Below are 19991 nucleotides of genomic sequence, written 5' to 3' on the forward strand. Positions count from 1 at the left end.
GCGCTACAGGCCGAGCTGGGATTCGATGCCGGCGACTAGTACCGCGATGCCGGTGGTGAAGCCGTCATTGAAGTCGTAGGCGAGGCCTTCGGTGCCGAGTTCGGAGACTACGCGGACGAGGGTTGGGGCTTTGCCGGGTGGGAGGGTGGCTACGCGGGTGAGTAGGTCGGGGGCCAACTCGAAGGTGTCGGAACGGACTGATGCTTCGCCGAGGGTGAAGCCGTGGATGAAGTCGATGATGGTGTTCACCGCCTCGAAGATCTGCCGGGGCTTCGCGCCGGCCCGGTCGAGGGCGCGGTAGAACGGTTCGACGGTGACCACGACGACGTCCGAGACCGCCGACGTGTCGGAGAGGACCTGCAGGGCCAGGTTCGGATGGGCTCGCAGCGCGTCGCGGTACGCCGCGGCCGCGCCCTTCAACTCGTCCTGCCACCTGATGCTGTCGTCCGGTGGCGAGGACTCCAGTTCGGCGAAGACCAGCTCGGCCAGCCCGGCGAAGACGGCCGCCTTGTTCGGCAGGTGGTGGTAGATCGACATCGGGTTCACGCCGAGCGTCGACGCGAGCCGCCGCATCGTCATCGCCTCGATGCCTTCGGTGTCCACGATTCGCAATGCCGCCTCGAGGATCGTCTGCCGGCTGAGCCGCTCTTCCCCCGCCCGGGGTCGTCCAGTGCGTCCTGGACCCGGCTTGCCAGCATTAACCATACGACGTATGGTACAGAAATCATACAGCGTATGGCTACTGTGGGAGGCAGAAATGACCGGACAGCCGTTGGCGGGCAAGGTGGCGCTGGTGGCCGGCGGGACCCGGGCGGCCGGGCGGGGAATCGCGGTGCAGCTCGGCGCGGCCGGCGCGACCGTCTACGTGACAGGCCGCTCGACCCGGGCCCAACGGTCCGAGATGAACCGCCCCGAGACGATCGAGGAGACCGCCGAGCTGGTCGACGCCGCGGGCGGCCGCGGCATCGCAGTACAGGTTGATCACACCGATCCGGCTCAGGTGAAGGCGCTGGTCGAGCGGATCGAGACCGAGCAGGGTGCGCTGCACATCCTGGTGAACGACATCTGGGGACAGGCCGGCGAACCCGAGTGGGACAAGCCGGTCTGGGAGTCGTCGCTCGAGGAGGGCCTCAAGCTGTTCCGGCTCGGCGTCGACACGCACGCGATCACCAGCCACTTCGCGTTGCCGCTGCTGATCAAGTCGCCTGGCGGCCTGGTCATCGAGATGACCGACGGCACGAACGAGTACAACGCGACCAACTACCGCGTCTCGTTCTTCTACGACGTCGCCAAGGGCGCGGTCAGCCGGATGGCCTTCGCCCTGGCCCACGAGCTCAAGCCGCATGAAGCGACCGCGATCCTGCTCACCCCCGGTTGGCTCCGCTCCGAGGCGATGCTCGACGGCTTCGGCGTCACCGAGGAGAACTGGCGCGACGCCACCGAGAAGATCCCGCACTTCGCGATCTCCGAGAGCCCGTCGTACGTCGGCCGCGCGGTGGCCGCGTTGGCGGCCGACCCCGACGTGTCGCGCTACAACGGCAAGTCGTTGTCCAGCGGCGAACTGGCGCAGGTCTACGGCTTCACGGACCTGGACGGCAGCAAGCCCGACGCCTGGCGCTACATCGTCGAGGTCGAGTCGCAGGGCAAGCCTGCGGACACCACTGGCTACCGCTAGAGCCGGTGCAGCGGGCAGACCCCGCTGCTAGGACTCAAGGCGGGCAGCGGCGAGGCGGAGCCAGTGAGAGCGGTATGCGGATGGGCGGCAGCAATCGGTACTCCGGTCGCTGCCGCCAGCGCCAGTACGTCGCGCCGCGAGGTCACCGCGACCGTAGGGTCCTGCTCGTAGACATAGGTGAGCTCAGGCCACCGCGCCTGCGCCGGATGCACCAGTAGGTCGCCCCCGAGCACTGCCCGCTCAGTCACCACGCACTGATGCCCAGGCGTATGTCCCGGCGTCGGCAGCAGCCGTAGCCCGTCTGCCAGCACAGTCTCCCCATCCACTGCCCGCAACTGCCCCGCATCGACAAGGGGCTTGATCAGCCTCGCGTAGTTGGCCCCGCCGCGTGCGTGCTCCAACTCTGCCTGCTGCACCACATAGGTCGCGTTACCGAAGCGCGGCAACTCCTCGGCGACGTTCCAGCCGGCATGATCCGAGTGGATGTGCGTGAGCACCACCGTGTCGACCTCAGCCACCTTTACTCCGGCCGCCTCCAGCAACGCCGGCAGCCGACCGGCCGTCCCCAGCCACTCGGATGCGTCGCTCCCGGCCGGCCCGATGCCGGTGTCAACCAGTGTGACCCCGGCAGCCGAAGTCACCAGGAAGCTGTGGAAGTGCAGCCACCAACCACCATCGGCCGCAACATTCCCGGGCATCGAGGCCGCCGTCCACTCCTGATGCGCACTGGACCAGCCGGGCAGCGCTGTCTCGACAGGCTCCGGAAACACCGCCACCGCATCGCACAGCACCGTCACGTCCACCCCGGCAATCTAGTGCGCCGGCAGGACCATCCACACGGCCAAGCCGGTCATGATCAGGGCGATGCCGCCGTCGAGGATCTGCCAGGCGCGCGGGCGGGCGAAGACCGGGCCGAGCTTGCGGGCGAAGAAGCCGAGCGAGAAGAACCACCCGAAGCTCGCCGCGACCGAACCCAGGCCGTAGATCCAGCGGCCGTCCGGCCCGCGCTGGTTGGCCAGCGACCCGAGCAGGATCACCGTGTCCAGATACACGTGCGGGTTCAGGAATGTGAACCCGAGACAGGTCAGCACGACGCTCCGCAGCGCGGTCGGCGTGTGGTCTGCCGGGCTCATTGCCGCCGGGTTCAAGGCCCGGCGCGCCGCGATCACGGCGTACGTGAGGAGGAAGAGGGCGCCTCCGTAGCGGGCCAGGTTCAGTGCGAGAGGGCTGCTGGTCAGCAGTGCGCCGAGGCCGGCGATGCCGCTCGAGACGAGCAGGGCGTCGGACAGTGCGCAGATCAGAACTACTGGCAAGACGTGTTCGCGGCGCAGCCCCTGGCGCAGTACGAAGGCGTTCTGTGCTCCGATCGCGACGATCAGCGTCAAGGTCGTGGCAAAGCCGGCGAGGAGGGGCATGGTTCGACCGTAGAAGGCTGGCCAGCCACAAACCAGCTAAAGTTCTTTCACTACCATTAGCGATGCTTAAGCTAGGAAATGCATGCAGCTCGACTCGGCCCAACTGGACACCTTCGCGGCGGTGATCGACGAAGGCAGTTTCGACGCGGCGGCTCGCAAGTTGCAGATCACGCCGTCTGCCGTCAGCCAGCGGATCAAGGCGATGGAGAGTCGCCTCGGCCACGTCCTGGTGCAGCGAACCAAACCGGCCCGCGCCACCGAAGCAGGCGAAGCCGTACTGCGCCTCGCCCGGCAGGTGTCGTTGCTGGAGGTCGAGGCGATCGCCGCGGTGAAGGGCAAGCTGGAAGGCCTGCGGCTGCCGATCGCGGTGAACGCGGACTCGCTCAACAACTGGTTCCTGCCGGTGCTGTTCGCCGTACCGCCGGAGTTGGTGACTGCGTTCGACCTGCGGCAGGAGGATCAGGACCACTCGGCGGAGCTGCTGCGCAACGGGACGGTCCTGGCCGCGGTCACCGCCGATCCACAGCCGGTGCAGGGTTGCCGGGTGCAACCGCTCGGCAAGATGCGGTACCTGTCGATCGCGACGCCGGAGTTCGCCGACCGCTGGCTGACCGGGCGGCCGCTGCCGGAGGCGCTCGCGGACGCGCCGATGATCGTCTTCAACTCCAAGGACATGCTGCAGCACCGGCTGGTCCGCAAGGTGACGCGGCGCCGGCTCGACCCGCCGATCCACTCGATCCCCGCACCCGGGCCGTTCGTCCGGGCGATCCGGCTCGGTCTCGGTTGGGGCATGATCGAGGAGGAAATGGTCGAGGACGAGCTGGCCGGCGGCCGCCTGGTGGAAGTTGCCAAGGGCAAGTACGTCGACGTGCCGCTGTACTGGCAGCGGTGGAAGCTGGACTCCAGGGTGCTGGACGCCCTCACCGCTGCCGTTTTGGAGGCCGCCGCAGCCGGCCTGCGGCCCCGCTGACGCCTCAAACAGATGTGCAAGACGGACGTTCCAGACGTCCACTAGCATCAGCGCCATGGGAAACCGTGAGGCGCTGATCGAGGGCGCCAAGAGTTGCCTGATGGAGAACGGGTACAGCCGGACCACCGCGCGGGACATCGCGACGGCGGCCGGGGTGAGCCTGGCCGCGATCGGTTACCACTTCGGCTCCAAGGAAGCTCTGCTGAACGAGGCGATGCGGCAGGCGCTGGACGAGTGGGGTGCGCAGGTCGGCGAGACGATGAGCGCCGGATTGCCGCCGAACGTCGACGCCCGGGAGCGGTTCGTCGCGACCTGGGGACAGGCGGTCGAGACCTTGTCGTCGCCGGCGACGCGCGCGCTGTGGGTCACGCAGTACGAAGTACTGAGTCGGGCGCACATTTGCCGGAGCTGCTCGCGGAGCTGTCGAAGCAGCAGGTCGAGGCGCGCGAGGGTGTGGCGATGCTGTTCGGCTCCGCGGACGAGAACACGGACCCGGAGACGACCCAGCAGGTCGGCGCCTTCTACCAGGCGCTGCTGCTCGGCGTGATCGCCCTGTGGCTGTTCGACCCCGCAAAAGCGCCCAAGGGCGAAGACTTGGCCAAGGCCATCCAGCACGTCGCATCCACAATAGGATCGTGAGATGAAGAAGGCCATACCGCTTGCTCTGGGTTTGTTGCTGACCGTGCTCGGCGTGGTCTGGGCGTTGCAGGGGCTCGGCTACATCGGCGGCAGTTCGATGTCGGGCAAGCAGATCTGGGCTGTCATCGGCCCGGTGGTCGCGGCCTTCGGAGTCGCCCTGCTCTACGTCACTTTCCGGGGTCCGCAGAAGCGGTAGCGGTCGGCAGGTCTGCGGGGTCCCAGCGCATAGCCATCGGGTTGTCGGCTGGGACCAGCCCGGCGGCCATGATCGCGCCACTGATCGGCCGGACCAGGCGATCCAGTTCCTCGGCGTTGGAGTCGCCAAAGGCGGACCAGCCCTGCTCGGCCAACCTGTCGGTGGTCTCCTCGACCTGCTGCCGCAGTGCTCGCCCTGCCTCAGTCAGTACGCCGTCCGCGTCCAGCAGCCCGCGTACCCGGAGATCCTCCTCGGCTTCGGCCCACTCCTCGTCGCTCCAGCGCCTGTTGAGCTGGAACACCTCCTTGGACGGCCCGCCGGCGGCAGAGATGGTCACACACGCCTGGCACGGCGACAGTTGCGCCCCGACCAGTGCGGCGACATGCCCGTCGCCACGCGACTCTCTGAGGATCGTGCTGGCCTGCCACAACACCAGGTGCGGCTCATCCGGCCAGTCGAGCGCAGCGTTGGCCGCACCGAGTGGCCGGCCCGCTGTCGGCGCCAACTCGGCCGCCTGGCGAGCCAGCTCGGCGGCCCGGCGTACCGGAGTACCGGTGGCTGGGAAGCGGCGTACTGCGCTGTCGACCGCCTCCAGGCGAGCGGTGAGCAGCTGTGCGGGCGTGGCGAAGCCCCAGGCGTCAGGGATCGCGCGGGCGACCATGGACGGGTGGAAGTTGTAGAAGACCGCTGTGACGAGCCCCGGGCCCACTGGGCCTAGTGGAGCCGCACGGCAGGCGAAGTAGCTCATCCAGCCCCCGCGGAGGCCGAGTGCGTCGGTGGCCTTCCTCGTGTCGGGCGCGAAGTAGGTGATCGCGTGGTACGGCTCGAGAACTTTCCACAGGCGCCGGGCGCGCGACTCGGTCATGCTTCCGATCAAAGCAGATGAATCCCCTCGGATGAGAGGGTGTAGGCCATGAGTATTCGGGTGCAGTGTGTGATCTACGACGCGATCGACCCCGCCGCGCAGGCGCGCTTCTGGGCGGAGGTGCTCGGGTGGCGGATCACCCACGAGGTCGAGAAGGAGTCGGTGCTCGAGCCGCCGCAGGGCAGCCGGGAGGACGGCGTCGTACCGGACATCCTGTTCGTCAAGGTGCCGGCCGACGAGACGAAGACGATCAAGAACCGGCTTCACATGGACCTGCGTCCTGATGACCAGGCGGCCGAGGTCGAGCGGATCGAGCGGCTGGGCGGCAAGCGCGCCTCGGTCGGGCAGGACGACTCCGTCTCCTGGGTCGTGATGAACGACCCGGAAGGCAACGAGTTCTGCGTACTGCGTGCCTTCACTCCCGAGGAGTTGGCCACCCTCTAGAGCGCGCGGTGCATCACGTGCAGCCCGACGTAACCGTGGGTCGGGCTGAGGAAGGCTTCGGGCACTGTGCCGATGATGTCGAAGCCCAGTGACTGCCAGAGTTTGACGGCGGTGGTGTTGGACTCCACCACCGCGTTGAACTGGATCGCGCGGAACCCGCTGCGCCCGGCCCAGTCGATCATGTCCTGGCAGAGTGCCCGGCCGACGCCCTGACCGCGCGCCGCGGTGTCGACCATGAAGCTCGCGCTGGCCACGTGCGCGCCCGGTCCGGGGCGGTTCGGGTACATGTTGGCGCTGCCCAGAACCTTGCCCTCGGCATCGATCGCGACCGTGGTCCGGGCCGGCGGCGACGAGGACGGTGACATCCACATCGCTCGTGCCTGCTCGAAGCTCAGTTCCGGATCGTAGGTGTACGTCTCGCGAGCCGTGATGATCTCGTGGAAGAACGGCCAGATCGCGTCCCAGTCCGCTGCGGCGGCCTCTCGGATTTCCATGGGACCGATAGAATCACAGGGGATGACCAACTCTGTCGTTCATGGGCTGCCGCGCTGGAGTCTGGCCGTGCCCCCGCTCGCTCTCGTCGTCCTGGTGCTGTCCTGGGGCCGCAAACCCGGTGCAGTGCTGCTGATCCTCATCTGCGCCGGCCTCGGTGCCGCCGTGATCGCCGCCGTCCACCATGCGGAGGTCGTCGCGCATCGCGTCGGTGAACCGTTCGGGACGCTGATCCTGGCTCTCGCGGTGACCGTGATCGAAGTCGCCCTGATCGTGACGCTGATGGCGTCGGGTGGCGACAAGGCGGCGTCACTCGCCCGCGACACCGTGTTCGCCGCGGTGATGATCACCTGCAACGGCATCCTCGGCCTCGCCCTCGTGGTCGGCTCGTTGCGGCACAAGACGCAGGAGTTCCGGGTGCACGCGTCCGGCAGCGCACTGGCCGTGATGACCGCGCTGGTCACCCTCAGCCTGGTCCTGCCGACCTTCACGACCAGTACTCCGGGGGCCACCTTCAGCGGTCCGCAGCTCGCCTTCGCCGGGGTCGCGTCGCTGGTGATGTACGGCGTCTTCGTCTTCGTCCAGACGATCCGGCATCGCGACTACTTCCTGCCGGTCGTGGAGTCGGCGGATGCGGGAGCCGCCCCACTAGCCGTTGAGGAAGAAGATGAGGCGCATGCCGCGGCGCCCAGCGGCAAGGTCGCGCTGGTGAGCCTCGCCCTGCTGTTTGGTTGCCTAGTCGCGGTAGTTGGCCTGGCCAAGACGGTCTCGCCGAAGCTGGAGTCCGCCGTCGAGTCGGCCGGTGCGCCGCTCGCGGTGGTCGGCGTGATGATCGCGCTACTGGTTCTGCTGCCGGAGACGGTCGCCGCAGTACGGGCTGCACTGCGGGACCGTCTTCAGACCAGCTTGAACCTCGCGCTCGGTTCGGCCCTGGCCAGTATCGGACTGACGATCCCGGCGATCGCCATCGCGTCGATCTGGCTCAGCGGGCCGCTCGTGCTCGGCCTGGGCAGCAAGGAACTGGTGCTGTTCGTGCTCACCGTGGTGGTCAGCATGCTCACCCTGGCGACCGGCCGGGCCACCCTGTTGCAGGGCGCGGTCCACCTGATGATCTTCAGTTCCTTCCTCTTCCTCGCCGTCAGTCCGTGAGGCTGTCCAGGTAGTCGACGACCTCCTGCTGGTGGTTGTGCTCCGCCCAGCCACGCGGCGTACTCCGGTACGCCGGATCCTCGATCGTAGGATCGGCACCCAGCTCGATCAGCTTCTTGACGGTGTCGAGGTGCCCCCAGAATGCTGCCTGGTGCAAGGGCGTGTTCCGCGCCAGCACATTGAGGTCGAAGCCCAACCGTTGCAGGGGTTCCAGCGCCTCGGTCCGGCCGCGCTCGGCCGCCCGGATCGGCAGGAGCGGGTTTCGCCGTACGGCGCGGGCTGTCAGGTCGGGGTCTGCGTCGACCGACTCGCCGCGGAAGGCGGCGGCGTACAGCTCGTGGACGTCGTCGAGTGGTGCCGCGCCGGCCGCCCGCAGCCGGTCGGCGATCTCGGTGTATCCCTGTACGGCGGCCAACTCGTAGGCGCGGTGTCCGCAGAAGATCGGATGCTCGGTACCCCGGCCGTCGGGGTCGATGCCTTGGGCAAGCACTAGCTCGACTCGGTGCAGCAGGCCGGCCGACGAGGCGAAGACCAGCTCGTCTTCCAGGAGCTGGCGCGGAGTCGGGTGCTCGCTTGCATTGCCCTCGGCGGTCATGCGCTCGTGCCACGGGCCGCCGTCGCCCCGGCCGAGACCGAACTCGAGGAGCAGGTCCAGATGGTCGTCGTCGTACGGCGGTGGGCAGCCGGGGCCGCAGTTGTACATCGTCTGGCTGTCGTTCGGGTCGGCGCCGGCTTCGAGCAGGAGCCGGGCCAGGTCGAGTCGGTTCTGATGTGGCGGTTGGTCGCCTTCGCCGCGTCCGAAGGCGCCGGTCAGTGCGGTGAAGGGTGACGTCAGGCCTTCCCAGAGATAGCCCGCGTTGGGGTCGGCGCCGTGGGCGAGGAGTAGTTTGGCGATCTGCAGTGGGGCGTCCTGGGGGACGGGAAGGCGCGAGTAGGTCAAGTACAGCAGGGGTTCCCAGCGGAACGGGCCGCCTTCGCGACGAGCCAGCGACGGGTCCGCGGCGAGCGTCGTACGGACCGCTTCGACTTCGCCTGCTACGACCTGGGTGTAGATGTTGCTTAGAGCAACTTCGTGGACGAGGTTCTGGGCGGCGGCTTGGCGGGCCGGGTCGTCCTGTCCGTAGTGCAGAGTGGCGAGGCGGAGAAACTCGTCGATGCGCTGACCGGGAGTGTCGAGCGGGCCGCCGACCTGCTGGAGGTGCGGCGATCGGCTGTACTGCTCGACGGTCGCAAGATGACGCACCAACCGCGGCCAGCTGGCAAAGCCGTAACTGCGAGCGACCACGAGCTGCGCGTCCGCAAGAGTGTTGAGAGGTTGCGTGTGCGCTGGCGCGCTCATCGGGTGAAACTCACGCGCCAGGGCCAAGGCCTGAGAATCGTCGGCACGCACCTGCTTGAGCAGCGCTTTGGCCTGCTTCTTCAGGTGGTCGAGGTTCGGCGGGTGGGGAAGGTTCCGGGTCGGCATAGCGACCTCCTCTCTAATGCCTGCTGTCCGCATCGACAGGCGAGAAAGGAGGTAGGCCGTACAACCACAACCTCAAATCCAGGTGGGCTAAGCCCTTCCCGCGAACCGGCGGCACCCCGAGCGCCTGACCCCGATCCTACGACCCCCACCCACCGCAGTGCTACAGCAACCGCTGCCGGCGTCGCTGAGACCCAGGTCACCTCGGCCTGTTCTTGAACATGTTCAAAACTCAGGGCTAGTCTCAGTCCTGTCCAAGAGTTGAACGTGTTCAAAAAAGTGAGGACGTGGTGAGCATGACGGTGGTGAGCTATCTGATCTACCTGTCGATCGCGGTGCCGCTGACCATCTGGGTGGCCCGCACGCTGAGCCGGAACGGGCGGATCTTCCTGGTCGACGTGTTCCATGGCAACGACGACTTCGCCGATGCGGTGAACAGGCTGCTGGTGGTGGGGTTCTACCTGGTCAACCTCGGGTTCGTGACACTGTTCCTGCGCAGCGGCAGCACGGTGGTCGACGCGCGGGGGGTGATCGAGCAGCTCAGCGTGAAGCTCGGCATCGTGATGGTGGTGCTCGGGGTGCTGCATCTGATGAACGTGTGGATCTTCAACGCGATCCGCCGCCGCAGCCGGCTGGAGGAGATGACGTCGCCGCCGGTTCCGCCGAACAACCACGTCGTCGTCGGCGCCTACTGACCGACCATGCAAGAACTGGTGGTCCTGTACGACGCGCAGTGTGGGCTCTGCCGGCGCTTCAAGGAGTGGCTGGCGGCGCAGGCACCCGCCCGCAACGGGCAGGGTGGAGTGGTGCGGCTCGGATTCGTCGCGGCGGGGTCGACGAAGGCCAGGCAGCTGTACCCGGGGCTGGATCACGCGGCCACACTGCGCGAGGTGACTGTGGTCGCCGACGACGGAGCGGTGTACGTCGGCGACCGGGCCTGGATCGTGTGTCTGTGGGCGACCCGGGAGCACCGCGCTACCGCAGTACGGCTGGCAAGTCCGGCGATGCGGCCGGTGGCGCGGGCGATGGTGCAGGCGGCGGCCGGGTTGCGGAGCTGGAACCGGGAGGGGGACAGAGGTGACTACGCTGACGGATGTGACGGACAGTGCGACCGCCAAGGGTGAGCAGACGCGTGAGCTGATCCTGTCGACGGCTCTGCGGTTGTTCCGCGAGCAGGGCTACGGCAAGACAACCATGCGAGCCATCGCCGCCGAGGCGGGCGTCTCGGTCGGCAACGCGTACTACTACTACAGCTCCAAAGAACACCTGATGCAGGCGTACTACGACCACCTGCAGGTGCTGCATCGCGAAGCGGTCGCGGAGATCCTGGCGGACGAGAAGTCGTTCACCAAGCGGCTCACCGGCGTACTGCGCAGCTGGCTGGAGGTGTCGGAGCCGTACCACGAGTTCGCCGGCACCTTCTTCAAGACGGCGGCAGAACCGAAGAGCCCGCTGTCACCGTTCAGTGAACAGTCCCGCCCGGCCCGCGAGGCGAGTATCGAGATCTTCCGCCAGGTGGTGGAGGGCTCGGACATCAAGCTTCCCGCAGACCTACGAGCCGAGCTGCCCGAACTCCTCTGGCTGCTCCAGATGGGAATCGTCCTGTTCTGGGTCCACGACGACAGCGAAAGCCTCCGCCGCACCCACCTGCTGATCACCAGCACGGTCCCCCTGATCGACCGCCTACTCCGCCTAACCCGAATCCCCGGCGTCCGCGGCGTAGCCAACGACCTCATCGGCGTAATCCGCTCAATCAAAACCGCATGAGCACTCCCCGCCGACAAGCGACACCTCAGCAGTTGGCGGACTGGCCAGGCATGGGAGTCGGCTGTGCGTCAGGTACTCACGGCAGCGGGACGAGCGACGGAGGAGCGAGGTAGCTGGGGAGCGGGCGACGGAGGAGCACGCGTGGGCGGCCGTAGTACGGGGTTCTACTCGCCCGTCAGGCCGTCGAAGCGTTGGCGGAAGAGGTCGGCGTGGCCGTTGTGGCGGGCGTATTCCTGGATCATGTGCAGGTAGAGCGAGCGGACCGAGTGTTCGGTGCCGATCTTCGGGCGGACGAAGACGTGGTCGAGGGAGTAGCCGGCCGCGATCTCGTCGGAGAGCTTGGTGGTTGCGCGGAAGTCGGCCAGGTCCTCCTCGGCGTGGGCCGGGTCGACCAGGTCGAAGTCGCCGTCGGGGTACTCCTGGCTCCAGGTCTTCAGCAGGTCGAAGGGCCGGCCGTCCAGGCAGATCTGGAACCAGTACCGCTCGACCTCGGTCGCGTGCCGGATCAGCCCGAGCAGCGTCATCGTGGACGGCTCGATCTTCGTCTCGGTGAGTTGCTCGCCGGTCAGGCCGGAGGTTTTCCACAGCAGGGTCCCGCGGTGGAAGTCGAGGAACCCCTGGAGGAGTTCGCGCTCACTGGCTACGGTCGGCGGGCTGACCCGGAATTCCTCAGCTGTCACCGGCAGAAGATATCCAGATCAGGTAACTCTCTGCCAGTGGTCCTGGCGTGCCGTACACTGTTGGTGACGGCCCGCCCAGTTCTGCCTCGGGCCGATTCAGTGCATACGCTGCGCTAGCAGTCGACCACCACGCGCCGCGGCCCAGAGGCTGCGCCGGGCAGGACGACCCCCCGATCTTTGGAGTACTTCATGGCGGCACGCCGCCCCAGCACGACCACGTCCACTTCCACCCCCAGCTCCACCGAACGACCTGCGCGCGCCCAGGGTGAAGCCCCGGCCCGCCCGCGCCGCCGTCGCCGTACCGGTGCCAACGGCAACAATCCCGGTACCGACGGTGCCCAGCCGCTGGCCCAGAGCAACGGCGAGCGCCAGCAGGCCGTGAGCAAGACCGAGGCGTACGCCGAGGTCGCTCCCGCTGCGATCGACGAGAACGTCACCTTCGACCAGCTCGGCGTTCCGGCCGGTCTGGTCAAGGCGCTGGCCACGGCCGGCATCCTCAAGCCTTTCCCGATCCAGGCGGCGACGCTGCCGGACTCGCTGGCCGGCAAGGATGTGCTCGGCCGCGGCCGGACCGGTTCCGGCAAGACCTACGCGTTCGTGCTGCCGGTCCTGGCTCGGCTCACCACCAGCACCAGCAAGCGCCGGCCGAATCACCCGCGCGCCTTGATCCTGGCGCCGACCCGTGAGCTCGCGACCCAGATCCAGGCCTCGATCACGCCGCTGACCGACGCGCTCGACCTGCGCACGATGACCATCTTCGGTGGCGTCGGCGCCGGTCCGCAGATCACCGCGCTGCGGCGTGGCGTCGACATCGTGATCGCCTGCCCGGGCCGGCTCGAGGACCACGTCAAGACCGGGCACGCCAAGCTCGACCAGGTCGAGATCACCGTGCTGGACGAGGCCGACCACATGGCCGATCTCGGCTTCCTGCCCGCCGTACGGCGGATCCTCGAGGCGACTCCGGCGAACGCCCAGCGGCTGCTGTTCTCGGCCACCCTGGACGCCGGTGTCGACGTCCTGGTCCGGCGGTTCATGAAGTCGCCGGTCACCCACAGCGTCGACTCGGCCCAGTCGCCGGTCGCGAAGATGACCCACCACGTGCTGCACGTTCAGGCCGACAGCCGGTTGCCCGTGCTCGTCGACCTGACCGCGGCGCCCGGCCGCACGCTCGTCTTCACCCGGACGAAGTACGGGGCGAAGTCGCTCACCAAGAAGCTCATCGCGCAGGGCGTCCCGGCCGTCGAGCTGCACGGCAACCTGTCCCAGGGTGCTCGCACGCGGAACCTGGAAGCCTTCTCCGACGGTTCGGCCAAGACGCTGGTCGCCACCGACATCGCCGCGCGGGGTATCCACGTCGACGACGTCACGCTGGTGATCCACGCCGACCCGCCGATCGAGCACAAGGCCTACCTGCACAGGTCCGGCCGTACTGCGCGCGCAGGCGCGGAGGGCACCGTCGTCACGCTGATGACCGACGACCAGGTCCGCGACGTCCGGGACCTGACCCGCAAGGCCGGCATCGCCGCCACCGTGACCAAGCTCCACGTCGGCGACCCGCTGCTGGCCAAGCTTGCTCCGGGCGAGCGGACCTTCGTGACGCCGACCATCAAGGTCGTCACCGAGGAAGACTCGGTACGCCGTACTGGCGGTGGCGGAGGTCGCGGCCGCGGTGCACGCCGTGGCGCTGGTGCTGGTGCTGGATCCAGCCAGGGCTCTGGTCGCGGTGCTCGCTCCGCAGGTGGCCGTGGCGCCGGGACGGGTGGCAACGCCAGCTCCGGTAGCGGCCGCGGTGCGAGCGGTGGCGGCCGGGGCGCTGGCTCCGGTGGCAAGGGCGGAGGCCAGGCGACCAAGACCCGGTCACAGGGTCGCGGTGGCGCCTCTGCTCCGAAGACGTACAGCACCACGACACCCGGTGCGAGCAGTCGTCCCGCAGGCGCTGCAGCCTTCTCTGCCGGCACCCGCGCAGGCGGAGCACGCCGCGCCCGCTGACGCAGGACCGTCGACCGCAGTCGCCGGCACCGCCGGTGAGGCGGCTGTCGCTGGCTCTCGTTGAGACAGTGCGATAACAGTTGGTATGGGAAGGGCCCGGTCAGGCATTGTCTGATCGGGCCCTTTTCTGTGCGAGGTGGAGGCGTTGATGACGGTCAGGACTGTGCTGGGTGACTTGGCGGCCGATCAGTTGGGGGTGACGGATGCCCACGATCACCTGTTCTTCCGCAGCGCGTTGCTGCCGGGCCAGGAGCTCGACGACAGCGAGGCGGCGACGCGCGAAGTACGGGCGTTTGCCGAGCTGGGTGGCCGGACGATCGTGCAGTGGACGCCGTACGGGTTGGGACGGCGGGCTGGTGACCTTGCCAAGATCTCCGCTGACACGGGAGTCCATCTGGTCGCCGCGACCGGGCTGCACCGGGCGGAGCACTACCCGGCCGGGCTGGTCGACGAGGTTCGGCCGGAGCTTGCTGACATCTTTGTCCGGGAGGTGACCGAGGGGATCGGCGACTCGGGGGTGCGCGCGGGACTGATCAAGGTCGCCGGTGGGTTCCACATTCTCGACGAGCATGCCCGGGTGGTGATGGTCGCCGCGGCCGAGGCGCATCACGCGACCGGGGCGCCGATCGCGATCCACCACGAACTCGGGACGGCCGCGGACGCAGTACTGGATCTGCTGGTCGATGAATCGGGGGTGGCGCCGGAGAGCGTGATCCTCGGGCATCTCAACCGTTTCCCGGATCATCGGTTCCACCTTGACCTCGCCGCGCGTGGATCGTTCCTGGCCTTCGACGGGCCGTCGCGTGCGAACAACGCCACCGATCCACGGTTGTTCGACTGTCTGGCCGCGCTCATCGACGCCGGGTACGCCGACCGCCTGCTGCTCGGTGGTGACACGACCACGGCGCGCGCCCGGGCGGCGACCGGCGAAGGCCCCGGCATCCCTTATCTCCTGACCGGGCTGCGGCCGCGACTGGTCCGGTACTTCGGCGAAGAGATCGCGACACAGCTGTTTGTGGCCAATCCCGCTCGCGCATTCGTCCTGCGCGGTACGGTGCGCGAGTGAACACGATCGCTCAGATCTTCGTCGTCCTGGCCGGTGTCTTCCACCTCGCCGTCTTCGCCATGGAGAGTCTCCTCTTCCTGAAGCCGAGCACCTACAAACGCTTCGGGGTCCCGAACGAGGCCGAGGCGAAGATCGCGAAGCCGTGGGCCTACAACCAGGGCTTCTACAACCTGTTCCTCGCGCTCGGCGCGCTCGGCGGACTTGTTGCCGGGGGCGACAAAGGGCACGCGATCTCGCTGTTCGCGTGTGCCTGCATGGCCGGCGCCGGTGTCGTCCTGGTCGCGTCGAACCGCCGGATGGTGCGAGCCGCTGCTATGCAGGCGGGTCCGCCGATCATCGCACTCGTGCTCGCCGCAGTGCTCTGAACAAGCTCAACCGTGCTTGAACTTATGGTGTTGACTTCAAGTGCGGTTGAACTCGCAGGCTACCGGGCATGACCACCACCGCAGAAGTCCCGGCCGGCCCCACGCTCGCCCCGAAACGAGCCGGCGTGCTCTCCCCGCAGTACCGGGCGTTGACGATTGGCATGGTTGCGCTGATCACCCTGATCGCGTTCGAGTCGCTGGCCGTCACGACCGCGATGCCGACCGCGGCGCAGGCGCTCGACGGGCTCGCGCTGTACGCGCTGGCCTTCGGTGGGCCGCTCGCGTCGAGTGTCGTCGCGATGGTTGTCTCCGGCACCTGGAGTGACCTGAAAGGTCCGGCCCGGCCGCTCTGGTACGGCACCGCGTGGTTCCTGGTCGGCCTGATCCTCGCCGGATCCGCCCCGACCATGGAGCTGCTGGTCGCGGGCCGGTTCATCCAGGGCTTCGGTGGCGGTCTGGTCACCGTCGCCTTGTACGTCGTCGTCGGTCACCTCTACCCACCGGAGTTGCGGCCCCGGATTTTCGCCGCCTTCGCGACCGGCTGGGTCGTTCCGTCGCTGGTCGGGCCGGCGATCGCCGGGTTGATCGTCGAACACGCGAGCTGGCGGATCGTGTTCCTCGCAGTACCGGTGCTCGCGGTCCCGGCGGTCCTGGTCATGCGACCGGGGCTGGCACGGATGGATGCCGGCTCCGTCGAGCAGACCGACCGGTCGATGTGGGATCGGCGAGCGTTGTGGGCGGTCGCGGCGGCGGTCGGGGTCGGTCTGCTCAGCTATGGCGGTCAGCAGCGCGGGGTGCTCCAGCCGGTGCTGGTGGTGCTCGGGCTGGTCGGTCTCACTGCCTTCGTGCCGAAGCTGTTGCCGGTGGGAACGTTCCGGCTGGGCTCGGGACTGCCTTCGGTCGTCGCCCTGCGTGGGTTTGTCGCGGCATCGGGATTCGGCGCTGAGGTGTTCCTGCCGCTGATGCTGACTCGCGAGCGGGGCCTGTCGCCGTCGTACGCCGGGCTGGTGCTGACCGTCAGCGCGTTGTCCTGGACTGCGGCCACTTGGTACCGGGGGCGCCCGAAGCAGCCGTTCTCGCATGCGGTGTTCCTGCAGGCCGGGATGATCTCGATCGTGCTCGGCATCGTGACGGCCGCGCTCACGCTCAACCCGCACGTGCCGGTTGTGGTCGGCATCCTCGGCTGGGGGCTGGCTGGCCTCGGGATGGGAACTGTGTTCCCGACGCTGTCGGTGCTGGTGCTGGAGTACTCCAGCCGCGAGGAGCAGGGCACGAACAGCTCGGCCCTGCAGCTCAGCGACGCACTGGCCACTGCCACCGTGCTGGCGGTAGGCGGCTCCTTGTTCGCCATCATCGAGCCGCACGCCCCGACAACGGCCTACCTAACCGCCTTCGGCCTCCCTGCACTGCTCGCCTTGATCGGAATTCTCGCCGGTCGCCGAGCGGGCTCCTGATGGGGAATAGGTCCGCAGGCTGAACAAATCGGTCCGAGCGCGCCGCTCTGCCGGGAGGCGTCGCGGATGCTACTCGAGTGCTCTGTCAGGCGCACCCGCAATCGCGTAAGAAGATTACAACCCGCGAGGAGTAGACCGAAGCGTCTACAGAAGCTACGTTCTCATGCGTGAGCAAAAATGCTCACGCATGAGTGTTAGGGGCGGATGGTGCGAATCATCGAGGGAACTGTCGACGAGGTCGTCGAGTACGAGCGACGGATACGAGGGGAGGGGGAGGCAACGGTGGTCAGCGCCACCGACGTACTCCCGGACGGCAACGATCCGCAGCCAGCGCGCGCAGCTGGTGGGGGGAACTGGGCCGGCGAGGACGACTTCTTCTTCAAGCAGTTCATCTACACCCGCGCTGCGGAGGGTCCGGTGGCAGAGAGAATCCTGGACTTCCTACAACGGGTGGTCGAGCTCGGCACAGTGGTGGAAGCTGGTGAGTCGCAGCGCTCGAAGGATGGGCTGACGGACTACCTGATGGTTCGCGACGCGGGACCGCGTCGGTTCGGCGCGGTGGTCTACGTACGACCGAGCAACGGTGGCCTGACGGTACGGCTTCGTCCTGAAGACGTCGAAGATCTGGATGACGAGCGGATCAAGTTCAGAGATGTAGTCGAGTCGCAGAAGTACGCGGTGAACTGCCCGCTCATCGATGACAAGGCGGTCGACGTTGCGTTGCTGCTGACGGAGCGTGCTCTGCAGCTGGTCCGGAAGTAGACACAGACGCCAATGGTCGACTCTCCGCCGGCAGGACCGTCGCGACGGTCCTGCCGGCGAGCAACTCGTCGCCTCATTGGTGTTGTCGCCGGTCCGCTAGTCCTTGGCGCCGGTGACGGCGATGCTGGCGCCGAGGCCGATGATCATCAGGCCGCCGGTGCCGCCGACGAGCTCCAGGCGGCGGGGTGAGCGGGCGAACCACTGGCGTGCCGTGCCGGCGGCCAGCGCCCACAGGCTGTCCGAGCACAGGGCGATCAGCATGAAGACCAGGCCGAGCAGCAGGATCTGCAGGGTGGCCGAGCCAGCGTTCTTGTCCACGAATTGCGGCAGCACGGCCGCGAAGAACACCGCCGTCTTCGCGTTGGTCAGACCGACCAGGAAGCCCTGCCGCAAGGCCCGGCGGGCACTGCCTGGCTTCACCCCGCTCGCCATCGCCTCGGCCAGTGACTTGCGACTGCGGAAGGCGTGCACCCCGAGATAGACCAGGTACGCCGCGCCGACGAGTTTCACGATCGTCAGCGCGATCGTGCTGGCCGCGATCAGGGCGCCGAGCCCGAATGCGACGGCAAGCAGCATCACCGCGGCACCGGCGGTGTTGCCCAGCATGGTCAGCACGGCCTCACGCCGGCCGACCGCGAGAGCCCGCCCGACGATGAACAGCACGCTCGGACCGGGGACGACGATGATGACCAGCGCGGTGATCGCGAACGCGACCAGGTGATGGGTGGACGGCATCCAGCCAGCGTAGGCCAGCGGACCGGAGTACGGGTGATCTTTGTCATCGCGCCCTCGCGGTGCGTTGACCCCGGTGGAACGGGGCCGCTACCTTGCCAGAGACAACCTGCGGTGCCATGAGGGAAACCGGTGAGAGACCGGTACGGCCGCGCCACTGTGAGCGAGCTTGCTCGTGAGTCAGGACGCTCGGGTACCAGCAGCCTTTCGAAAGGGACGCGCACTTCCCTAGGAGGTCTTCATGTCCGTACCCACGCCTGCCCGCTCGGTCGCCGTACCGGCTGTTTCGCCGCGGCTGCTCGCGATCGCTCTGCTCACCACCGGCCTGGCGCTGATGCTGGCCTACCTGGTCGCCTTCGACCAGGGCGCACTGTCGCAGTCCGGGATGTACCTGCACGAGCTGATGCACGACGGTCGTCACCTGCTCGGCGTGCCCTGCCACTGACCTGACATGCGCACCTTCGGATCGCTCCTGGTGCGCGGACTGATCGTCGGTCTCTTCGCCGGCCTGCTGGCCGGAACTTTCGCGTACGTGACGGGCGAACCGCACATCGACTCCGCGATCGCGATCGAAGAGGCGGCCGGGGCCGCGCACACCCATGACGCCAACGGCAAGGCCGTCCCCGCTGAACCCGGGGAGGAGCCTCTGGTGAGCCGCGACGGCCAGCGGTTCGGGCTGTTCCTCGCGACTTCCCTGTACGGCGTCGCGCTCGGCGGCATCTTCGCGGTCGGCTACACCCTGCTGCGCCGGCGCCTGCGCACCTCCAGCGACTCGTACGCCGCTCTGGGGCTGGCCGCGGCCGGGTACGTCGGGATCGTGCTGGTGCCGTTTTTGAAGTACCCGCCGAACCCGCCCGCTGTCGGTGATCCCGAGACGATCACTCAGCGGACTGTCACCTATCTACTGACGCTGGTGCTCGGCCTGCTCGCGGTCTGGGGTGGTGTCGCCGCGTCGCGCTGGTCGGCTCGCTTCGGGTCGGCTCCCTGGATCCGGATCGCTGCCGGTGCGGCCGCGTTCCTCGTGACGGTTATCGCCGCGTACCTGATTCTCCCGGCGATCAACGAGGTTCCTGGGTCGTTCCCCGCTACGCTGCTGTGGCAGTTCCGGCTGGCCTCGCTGGGCACCCAGACCACACTCTGGCTGCTCCTCGGGCTCGGCTACGCGGCGGCGACCGACCGTCGTACGGGGAAGGTCGAACCTGAGGTGGTAGCCGCTTGACGTCGCTGACGCTGGTCGCGCACGCGCTGACCCCCGCCCTGCGCGGACTCGTCCTCGGCGGTGACGCCGAACCCGACCCGGCCGGCGTCGAAGCCGCCCGCGAACTGAAGATCGACGCCGACGAGGTGTACGCCGGCCCGGAGACAGCCGCACTGTCAACCGCGTCGGCGCTGGGTCTGACCCCCGTCGTGGTGCCGGCCTTGCGAGACCGCCACTACGGCGAGTGGACCGGCCGCGAACTCGAGGACCTGCTAGCAGCTTCCCCAGAGTCCGTCGCCGCCTGGCTCGACCGCCCCCACACCGCGCCCCCCGGCGGCGAAACCGAAAACGACGTCATAACCCGAGTAGCCGACTGGCTGGGCGATCTGACCCAGGCGGACTCGTCGGAGTCCGCAGGCTCCTTTGGCGAAGCGGGCCGAGCCGACTCGCGCGGCCAGGACGGCGAAGCGGATGCCGCGGAGCCGGCCGGCTCCCGGGGCCAATCGGGGCGGCGCACGGTCGCGGCGGTGGTGCATCCGGCAGTTGTGCGAGCGGCCGTGCTCTACGTACTCGACGCACCCGCCGAGTCCCTGCGCCACGTCGACGTCCGCCCTCTGTCCGTCGTACGACTCTCAGCCCACACCGGAATCTGGTCCCTGACCTTCGGCTGA

26 protein-coding genes, 1 pseudogene and 1 riboswitch are annotated in these 19991 nt (G+C 68.0%); of the genes and pseudogenes, 18 read left to right on the forward strand and 9 right to left on the reverse strand.

The features are described 5' to 3' along the window. Nucleotides 1-3: 3 nt before the first annotated feature. The gene (locus AB0F51_RS38370) at nt 4-705 is read right to left on the reverse strand and encodes a TetR/AcrR family transcriptional regulator C-terminal domain-containing protein (protein WP_360288551.1); all 702 of its coding nucleotides are present in this window, start codon (nt 703-705) and stop codon (nt 4-6) included. Nucleotides 706-757: 52 nt separating this feature from the next. Here AB0F51_RS38370 and AB0F51_RS38375 point away from each other — a divergent pair, with 52 nt between their 5' ends. Beyond that, a complete protein-coding gene (locus tag AB0F51_RS38375; protein ID WP_360288553.1) occupies nt 758-1675 on the forward strand; it encodes an SDR family oxidoreductase in 918 nt (305 codons plus the stop codon). Here the strand turns inward: AB0F51_RS38375 and AB0F51_RS38380 are convergent. After that, nucleotides 1672-2478: an MBL fold metallo-hydrolase gene (locus AB0F51_RS38380; protein WP_360288555.1), complete on the reverse strand. Its 807-nt coding sequence runs from the start codon at nt 2476-2478 to the stop codon at nt 1672-1674. The two genes, AB0F51_RS38375 and AB0F51_RS38380, sit on opposite strands and share 4 nt — an antisense overlap. Nucleotides 2479-2487: 9 nt before the next feature. Beyond that, complete coding sequence (locus tag AB0F51_RS38385; protein ID WP_360288556.1) at nt 2488-3090, reverse strand: LysE/ArgO family amino acid transporter; 603 nt, start codon at nt 3088-3090, stop codon at nt 2488-2490. A gap of 82 nt (nt 3091-3172) precedes the next feature. On the opposite strand from AB0F51_RS38385, the gene AB0F51_RS38390 reads away from it, so the two are divergent. After that, complete coding sequence (locus AB0F51_RS38390) at nt 3173-4060, forward strand: LysR family transcriptional regulator ArgP (RefSeq protein ID WP_360288558.1); 888 nt, start codon at nt 3173-3175, stop codon at nt 4058-4060. Nucleotides 4061-4160: 100 nt separating this feature from the next. Next, nucleotides 4161-4214, forward strand: a pseudogene (locus AB0F51_RS38395) (hypothetical protein); the annotation flags it as partial. A gap of 20 nt (nt 4215-4234) precedes the next feature. On the opposite strand, the gene AB0F51_RS38400 reads toward AB0F51_RS38395, so the two are convergent. After that, complete coding sequence (locus tag AB0F51_RS38400; RefSeq protein ID WP_360288646.1) at nt 4235-4429, reverse strand: hypothetical protein; 195 nt, start codon at nt 4427-4429, stop codon at nt 4235-4237. 30 nt (nt 4430-4459) lie between these two features. Here AB0F51_RS38400 and AB0F51_RS38405 point away from each other — a divergent pair, with 30 nt between their 5' ends. Continuing rightward, nucleotides 4460-4699, forward strand: a complete 240-nt coding sequence (locus AB0F51_RS38405) for a hypothetical protein (RefSeq protein ID WP_360288648.1) — start codon at nt 4460-4462, stop codon at nt 4697-4699. Between the two features lies 1 nt (nt 4700). Beyond that, nucleotides 4701-4895 (forward strand): hypothetical protein, encoded by a 195-nt coding sequence (locus AB0F51_RS38410; protein WP_360288560.1) that lies wholly within the window; start codon nt 4701-4703, stop codon nt 4893-4895. Here AB0F51_RS38410 and AB0F51_RS38415 read toward each other — a convergent pair. After that, on the reverse strand, nt 4867-5760 hold the full coding sequence (locus tag AB0F51_RS38415) for a hypothetical protein (RefSeq protein WP_360288562.1): 894 nt from the start codon (nt 5758-5760) through the stop codon (nt 4867-4869). The genes AB0F51_RS38410 and AB0F51_RS38415 overlap by 29 nt on opposite strands. A gap of 48 nt (nt 5761-5808) precedes the next feature. On the opposite strand from AB0F51_RS38415, the gene AB0F51_RS38420 reads away from it, so the two are divergent. Then, nucleotides 5809-6204 (forward strand): VOC family protein, encoded by a 396-nt coding sequence (locus AB0F51_RS38420; protein ID WP_360288563.1) that lies wholly within the window; start codon nt 5809-5811, stop codon nt 6202-6204. Here AB0F51_RS38420 and AB0F51_RS38425 read toward each other — a convergent pair. Continuing rightward, entirely contained in the window at nt 6201-6698 is a 498-nt protein-coding gene (locus AB0F51_RS38425; protein ID WP_360288565.1) for a GNAT family N-acetyltransferase, read from the reverse strand. The two genes, AB0F51_RS38420 and AB0F51_RS38425, sit on opposite strands and share 4 nt — an antisense overlap. Before the next feature lie 22 nt (nt 6699-6720). Between AB0F51_RS38425 and AB0F51_RS38430 the strand changes: the two genes are divergently transcribed. Continuing rightward, nucleotides 6721-7845: an ionic transporter y4hA gene (locus AB0F51_RS38430; RefSeq protein WP_360288567.1), complete on the forward strand. Its 1125-nt coding sequence runs from the start codon at nt 6721-6723 to the stop codon at nt 7843-7845. Here the strand turns inward: AB0F51_RS38430 and AB0F51_RS38435 are convergent. Beyond that, nucleotides 7835-9310: an ankyrin repeat domain-containing protein gene (locus tag AB0F51_RS38435; RefSeq protein ID WP_360288569.1), complete on the reverse strand. Its 1476-nt coding sequence runs from the start codon at nt 9308-9310 to the stop codon at nt 7835-7837. The two genes, AB0F51_RS38430 and AB0F51_RS38435, sit on opposite strands and share 11 nt — an antisense overlap. Before the next feature lie 293 nt (nt 9311-9603). On the opposite strand from AB0F51_RS38435, the gene AB0F51_RS38440 reads away from it, so the two are divergent. Genes AB0F51_RS38440 through AB0F51_RS38450 form a run of 3 tightly spaced genes read left to right on the forward strand, consistent with a single transcriptional unit; the run spans nt 9604 to nt 11074 of the window. Continuing rightward, nucleotides 9604-10002: a hypothetical protein gene (locus AB0F51_RS38440; protein WP_360288642.1), complete on the forward strand. Its 399-nt coding sequence runs from the start codon at nt 9604-9606 to the stop codon at nt 10000-10002. A gap of 6 nt (nt 10003-10008) precedes the next feature. Continuing rightward, nucleotides 10009-10431: a DCC1-like thiol-disulfide oxidoreductase family protein gene (locus tag AB0F51_RS38445; protein ID WP_360288571.1), complete on the forward strand. Its 423-nt coding sequence runs from the start codon at nt 10009-10011 to the stop codon at nt 10429-10431. Beyond that, nucleotides 10403-11074, forward strand: coding sequence for a TetR family transcriptional regulator (locus tag AB0F51_RS38450; protein ID WP_360288572.1), 672 nt, complete (start codon nt 10403-10405; stop codon nt 11072-11074). The genes AB0F51_RS38445 and AB0F51_RS38450 overlap by 29 nt, the downstream gene beginning before the upstream one ends. A gap of 164 nt (nt 11075-11238) precedes the next feature. Here AB0F51_RS38450 and AB0F51_RS38455 read toward each other — a convergent pair whose 3' ends face one another. Further along, entirely contained in the window at nt 11239-11754 is a 516-nt protein-coding gene (locus AB0F51_RS38455) for a DinB family protein (RefSeq protein ID WP_360288574.1), read from the reverse strand. Nucleotides 11755-11943: 189 nt separating this feature from the next. On the opposite strand from AB0F51_RS38455, the gene AB0F51_RS38460 reads away from it, so the two are divergent. The 5 genes from AB0F51_RS38460 (at nt 11944) to AB0F51_RS38480 (ending at nt 17390) form a co-directional block, all read left to right on the forward strand. Next, nucleotides 11944-13743: a DEAD/DEAH box helicase gene (locus tag AB0F51_RS38460; RefSeq protein ID WP_360288576.1), complete on the forward strand. Its 1800-nt coding sequence runs from the start codon at nt 11944-11946 to the stop codon at nt 13741-13743. Nucleotides 13744-13891: 148 nt separating this feature from the next. Then, entirely contained in the window at nt 13892-14809 is a 918-nt protein-coding gene (locus tag AB0F51_RS38465; RefSeq protein WP_360288578.1) for a hypothetical protein, read from the forward strand. Then, the gene (locus AB0F51_RS38470; protein ID WP_360288580.1) at nt 14806-15174 is read left to right on the forward strand and encodes a DUF1304 domain-containing protein; all 369 of its coding nucleotides are present in this window, start codon (nt 14806-14808) and stop codon (nt 15172-15174) included. The genes AB0F51_RS38465 and AB0F51_RS38470 overlap by 4 nt, the downstream gene beginning before the upstream one ends. Nucleotides 15175-15242: 68 nt before the next feature. Next, a complete protein-coding gene (locus AB0F51_RS38475) occupies nt 15243-16628 on the forward strand; it encodes an MFS transporter (RefSeq protein ID WP_360288582.1) in 1386 nt (461 codons plus the stop codon). A 204-nt stretch (nt 16629-16832) separates the two neighbouring features. Continuing rightward, the gene (locus tag AB0F51_RS38480) at nt 16833-17390 is read left to right on the forward strand and encodes a hypothetical protein (RefSeq protein ID WP_360288584.1); all 558 of its coding nucleotides are present in this window, start codon (nt 16833-16835) and stop codon (nt 17388-17390) included. A gap of 96 nt (nt 17391-17486) precedes the next feature. Here AB0F51_RS38480 and AB0F51_RS38485 read toward each other — a convergent pair whose 3' ends face one another. Further along, entirely contained in the window at nt 17487-18125 is a 639-nt protein-coding gene (locus tag AB0F51_RS38485) for a LysE family translocator (RefSeq protein WP_360288586.1), read from the reverse strand. 121 nt (nt 18126-18246) lie between these two features. Further along, nucleotides 18247-18311, forward strand: a riboswitch (cobalamin riboswitch). A gap of 52 nt (nt 18312-18363) precedes the next feature. Between AB0F51_RS38485 and AB0F51_RS38490 the strand changes: the two genes are divergently transcribed. Genes AB0F51_RS38490 through AB0F51_RS38500 form a run of 3 tightly spaced genes read left to right on the forward strand, consistent with a single transcriptional unit; the run spans nt 18364 to nt 19991 of the window. Continuing rightward, entirely contained in the window at nt 18364-18567 is a 204-nt protein-coding gene (locus AB0F51_RS38490) for a CbtB domain-containing protein (protein ID WP_360288588.1), read from the forward strand. 6 nt (nt 18568-18573) lie between these two features. Then, entirely contained in the window at nt 18574-19341 is a 768-nt protein-coding gene (locus AB0F51_RS38495) for a CbtA family protein (protein WP_360288590.1), read from the forward strand. Continuing rightward, nucleotides 19338-19991, forward strand: coding sequence for a histidine phosphatase family protein (locus AB0F51_RS38500; protein ID WP_360288592.1), 654 nt, complete (start codon nt 19338-19340; stop codon nt 19989-19991). The genes AB0F51_RS38495 and AB0F51_RS38500 overlap by 4 nt, the downstream gene beginning before the upstream one ends.

The sequence above is a fragment of the Kribbella sp. NPDC023855 genome (assembly GCF_040639475.1).
Classification (GTDB): domain Bacteria; phylum Actinomycetota; class Actinomycetes; order Propionibacteriales; family Kribbellaceae; genus Kribbella.

Bases quoted from the DNA above. Each gene is read 5' to 3' on its own strand.
- AB0F51_RS38475 (WP_360288582.1), top strand. From the start codon at position 15,243: ATGACCACCACCGCAGAAGTCCCGGCCGGCCCCACGCTCGCCCCGAAA.
- AB0F51_RS38375 (WP_360288553.1), top strand. From the start codon at position 758: ATGACCGGACAGCCGTTGGCGGGCAAGGTGGCGCTGGTGGCCGGCGGG.
- AB0F51_RS38445 (WP_360288571.1), top strand. From the start codon at position 10,009: ATGCAAGAACTGGTGGTCCTGTACGACGCGCAGTGTGGGCTCTGCCGG.
- AB0F51_RS38415 (WP_360288562.1), bottom strand. From the start codon at position 5,760: ATGACCGAGTCGCGCGCCCGGCGCCTGTGGAAAGTTCTCGAGCCGTAC.
- AB0F51_RS38440 (WP_360288642.1), top strand. From the start codon at position 9,604: ATGACGGTGGTGAGCTATCTGATCTACCTGTCGATCGCGGTGCCGCTG.
- AB0F51_RS38430 (WP_360288567.1), top strand. From the start codon at position 6,721: ATGACCAACTCTGTCGTTCATGGGCTGCCGCGCTGGAGTCTGGCCGTG.
- AB0F51_RS38460 (WP_360288576.1), top strand. From the start codon at position 11,944: ATGGCGGCACGCCGCCCCAGCACGACCACGTCCACTTCCACCCCCAGC.
- AB0F51_RS38485 (WP_360288586.1), bottom strand. From the start codon at position 18,125: ATGCCGTCCACCCATCACCTGGTCGCGTTCGCGATCACCGCGCTGGTC.
- AB0F51_RS38480 (WP_360288584.1), top strand. From the start codon at position 16,833: ATGGTGCGAATCATCGAGGGAACTGTCGACGAGGTCGTCGAGTACGAG.
- AB0F51_RS38465 (WP_360288578.1), top strand. From the start codon at position 13,892: ATGACGGTCAGGACTGTGCTGGGTGACTTGGCGGCCGATCAGTTGGGG.
- AB0F51_RS38385 (WP_360288556.1), bottom strand. From the start codon at position 3,090: ATGCCCCTCCTCGCCGGCTTTGCCACGACCTTGACGCTGATCGTCGCG.
- AB0F51_RS38495 (WP_360288590.1), top strand. From the start codon at position 18,574: ATGCGCACCTTCGGATCGCTCCTGGTGCGCGGACTGATCGTCGGTCTC.
- AB0F51_RS38420 (WP_360288563.1), top strand. From the start codon at position 5,809: ATGAGTATTCGGGTGCAGTGTGTGATCTACGACGCGATCGACCCCGCC.
- AB0F51_RS38390 (WP_360288558.1), top strand. From the start codon at position 3,173: ATGCAGCTCGACTCGGCCCAACTGGACACCTTCGCGGCGGTGATCGAC.
- AB0F51_RS38410 (WP_360288560.1), top strand. From the start codon at position 4,701: ATGAAGAAGGCCATACCGCTTGCTCTGGGTTTGTTGCTGACCGTGCTC.
- AB0F51_RS38370 (WP_360288551.1), bottom strand. From the start codon at position 705: ATGGTTAATGCTGGCAAGCCGGGTCCAGGACGCACTGGACGACCCCGG.
- AB0F51_RS38490 (WP_360288588.1), top strand. From the start codon at position 18,364: ATGTCCGTACCCACGCCTGCCCGCTCGGTCGCCGTACCGGCTGTTTCG.
- AB0F51_RS38425 (WP_360288565.1), bottom strand. From the start codon at position 6,698: ATGGAAATCCGAGAGGCCGCCGCAGCGGACTGGGACGCGATCTGGCCG.
- AB0F51_RS38435 (WP_360288569.1), bottom strand. From the start codon at position 9,310: ATGCCGACCCGGAACCTTCCCCACCCGCCGAACCTCGACCACCTGAAG.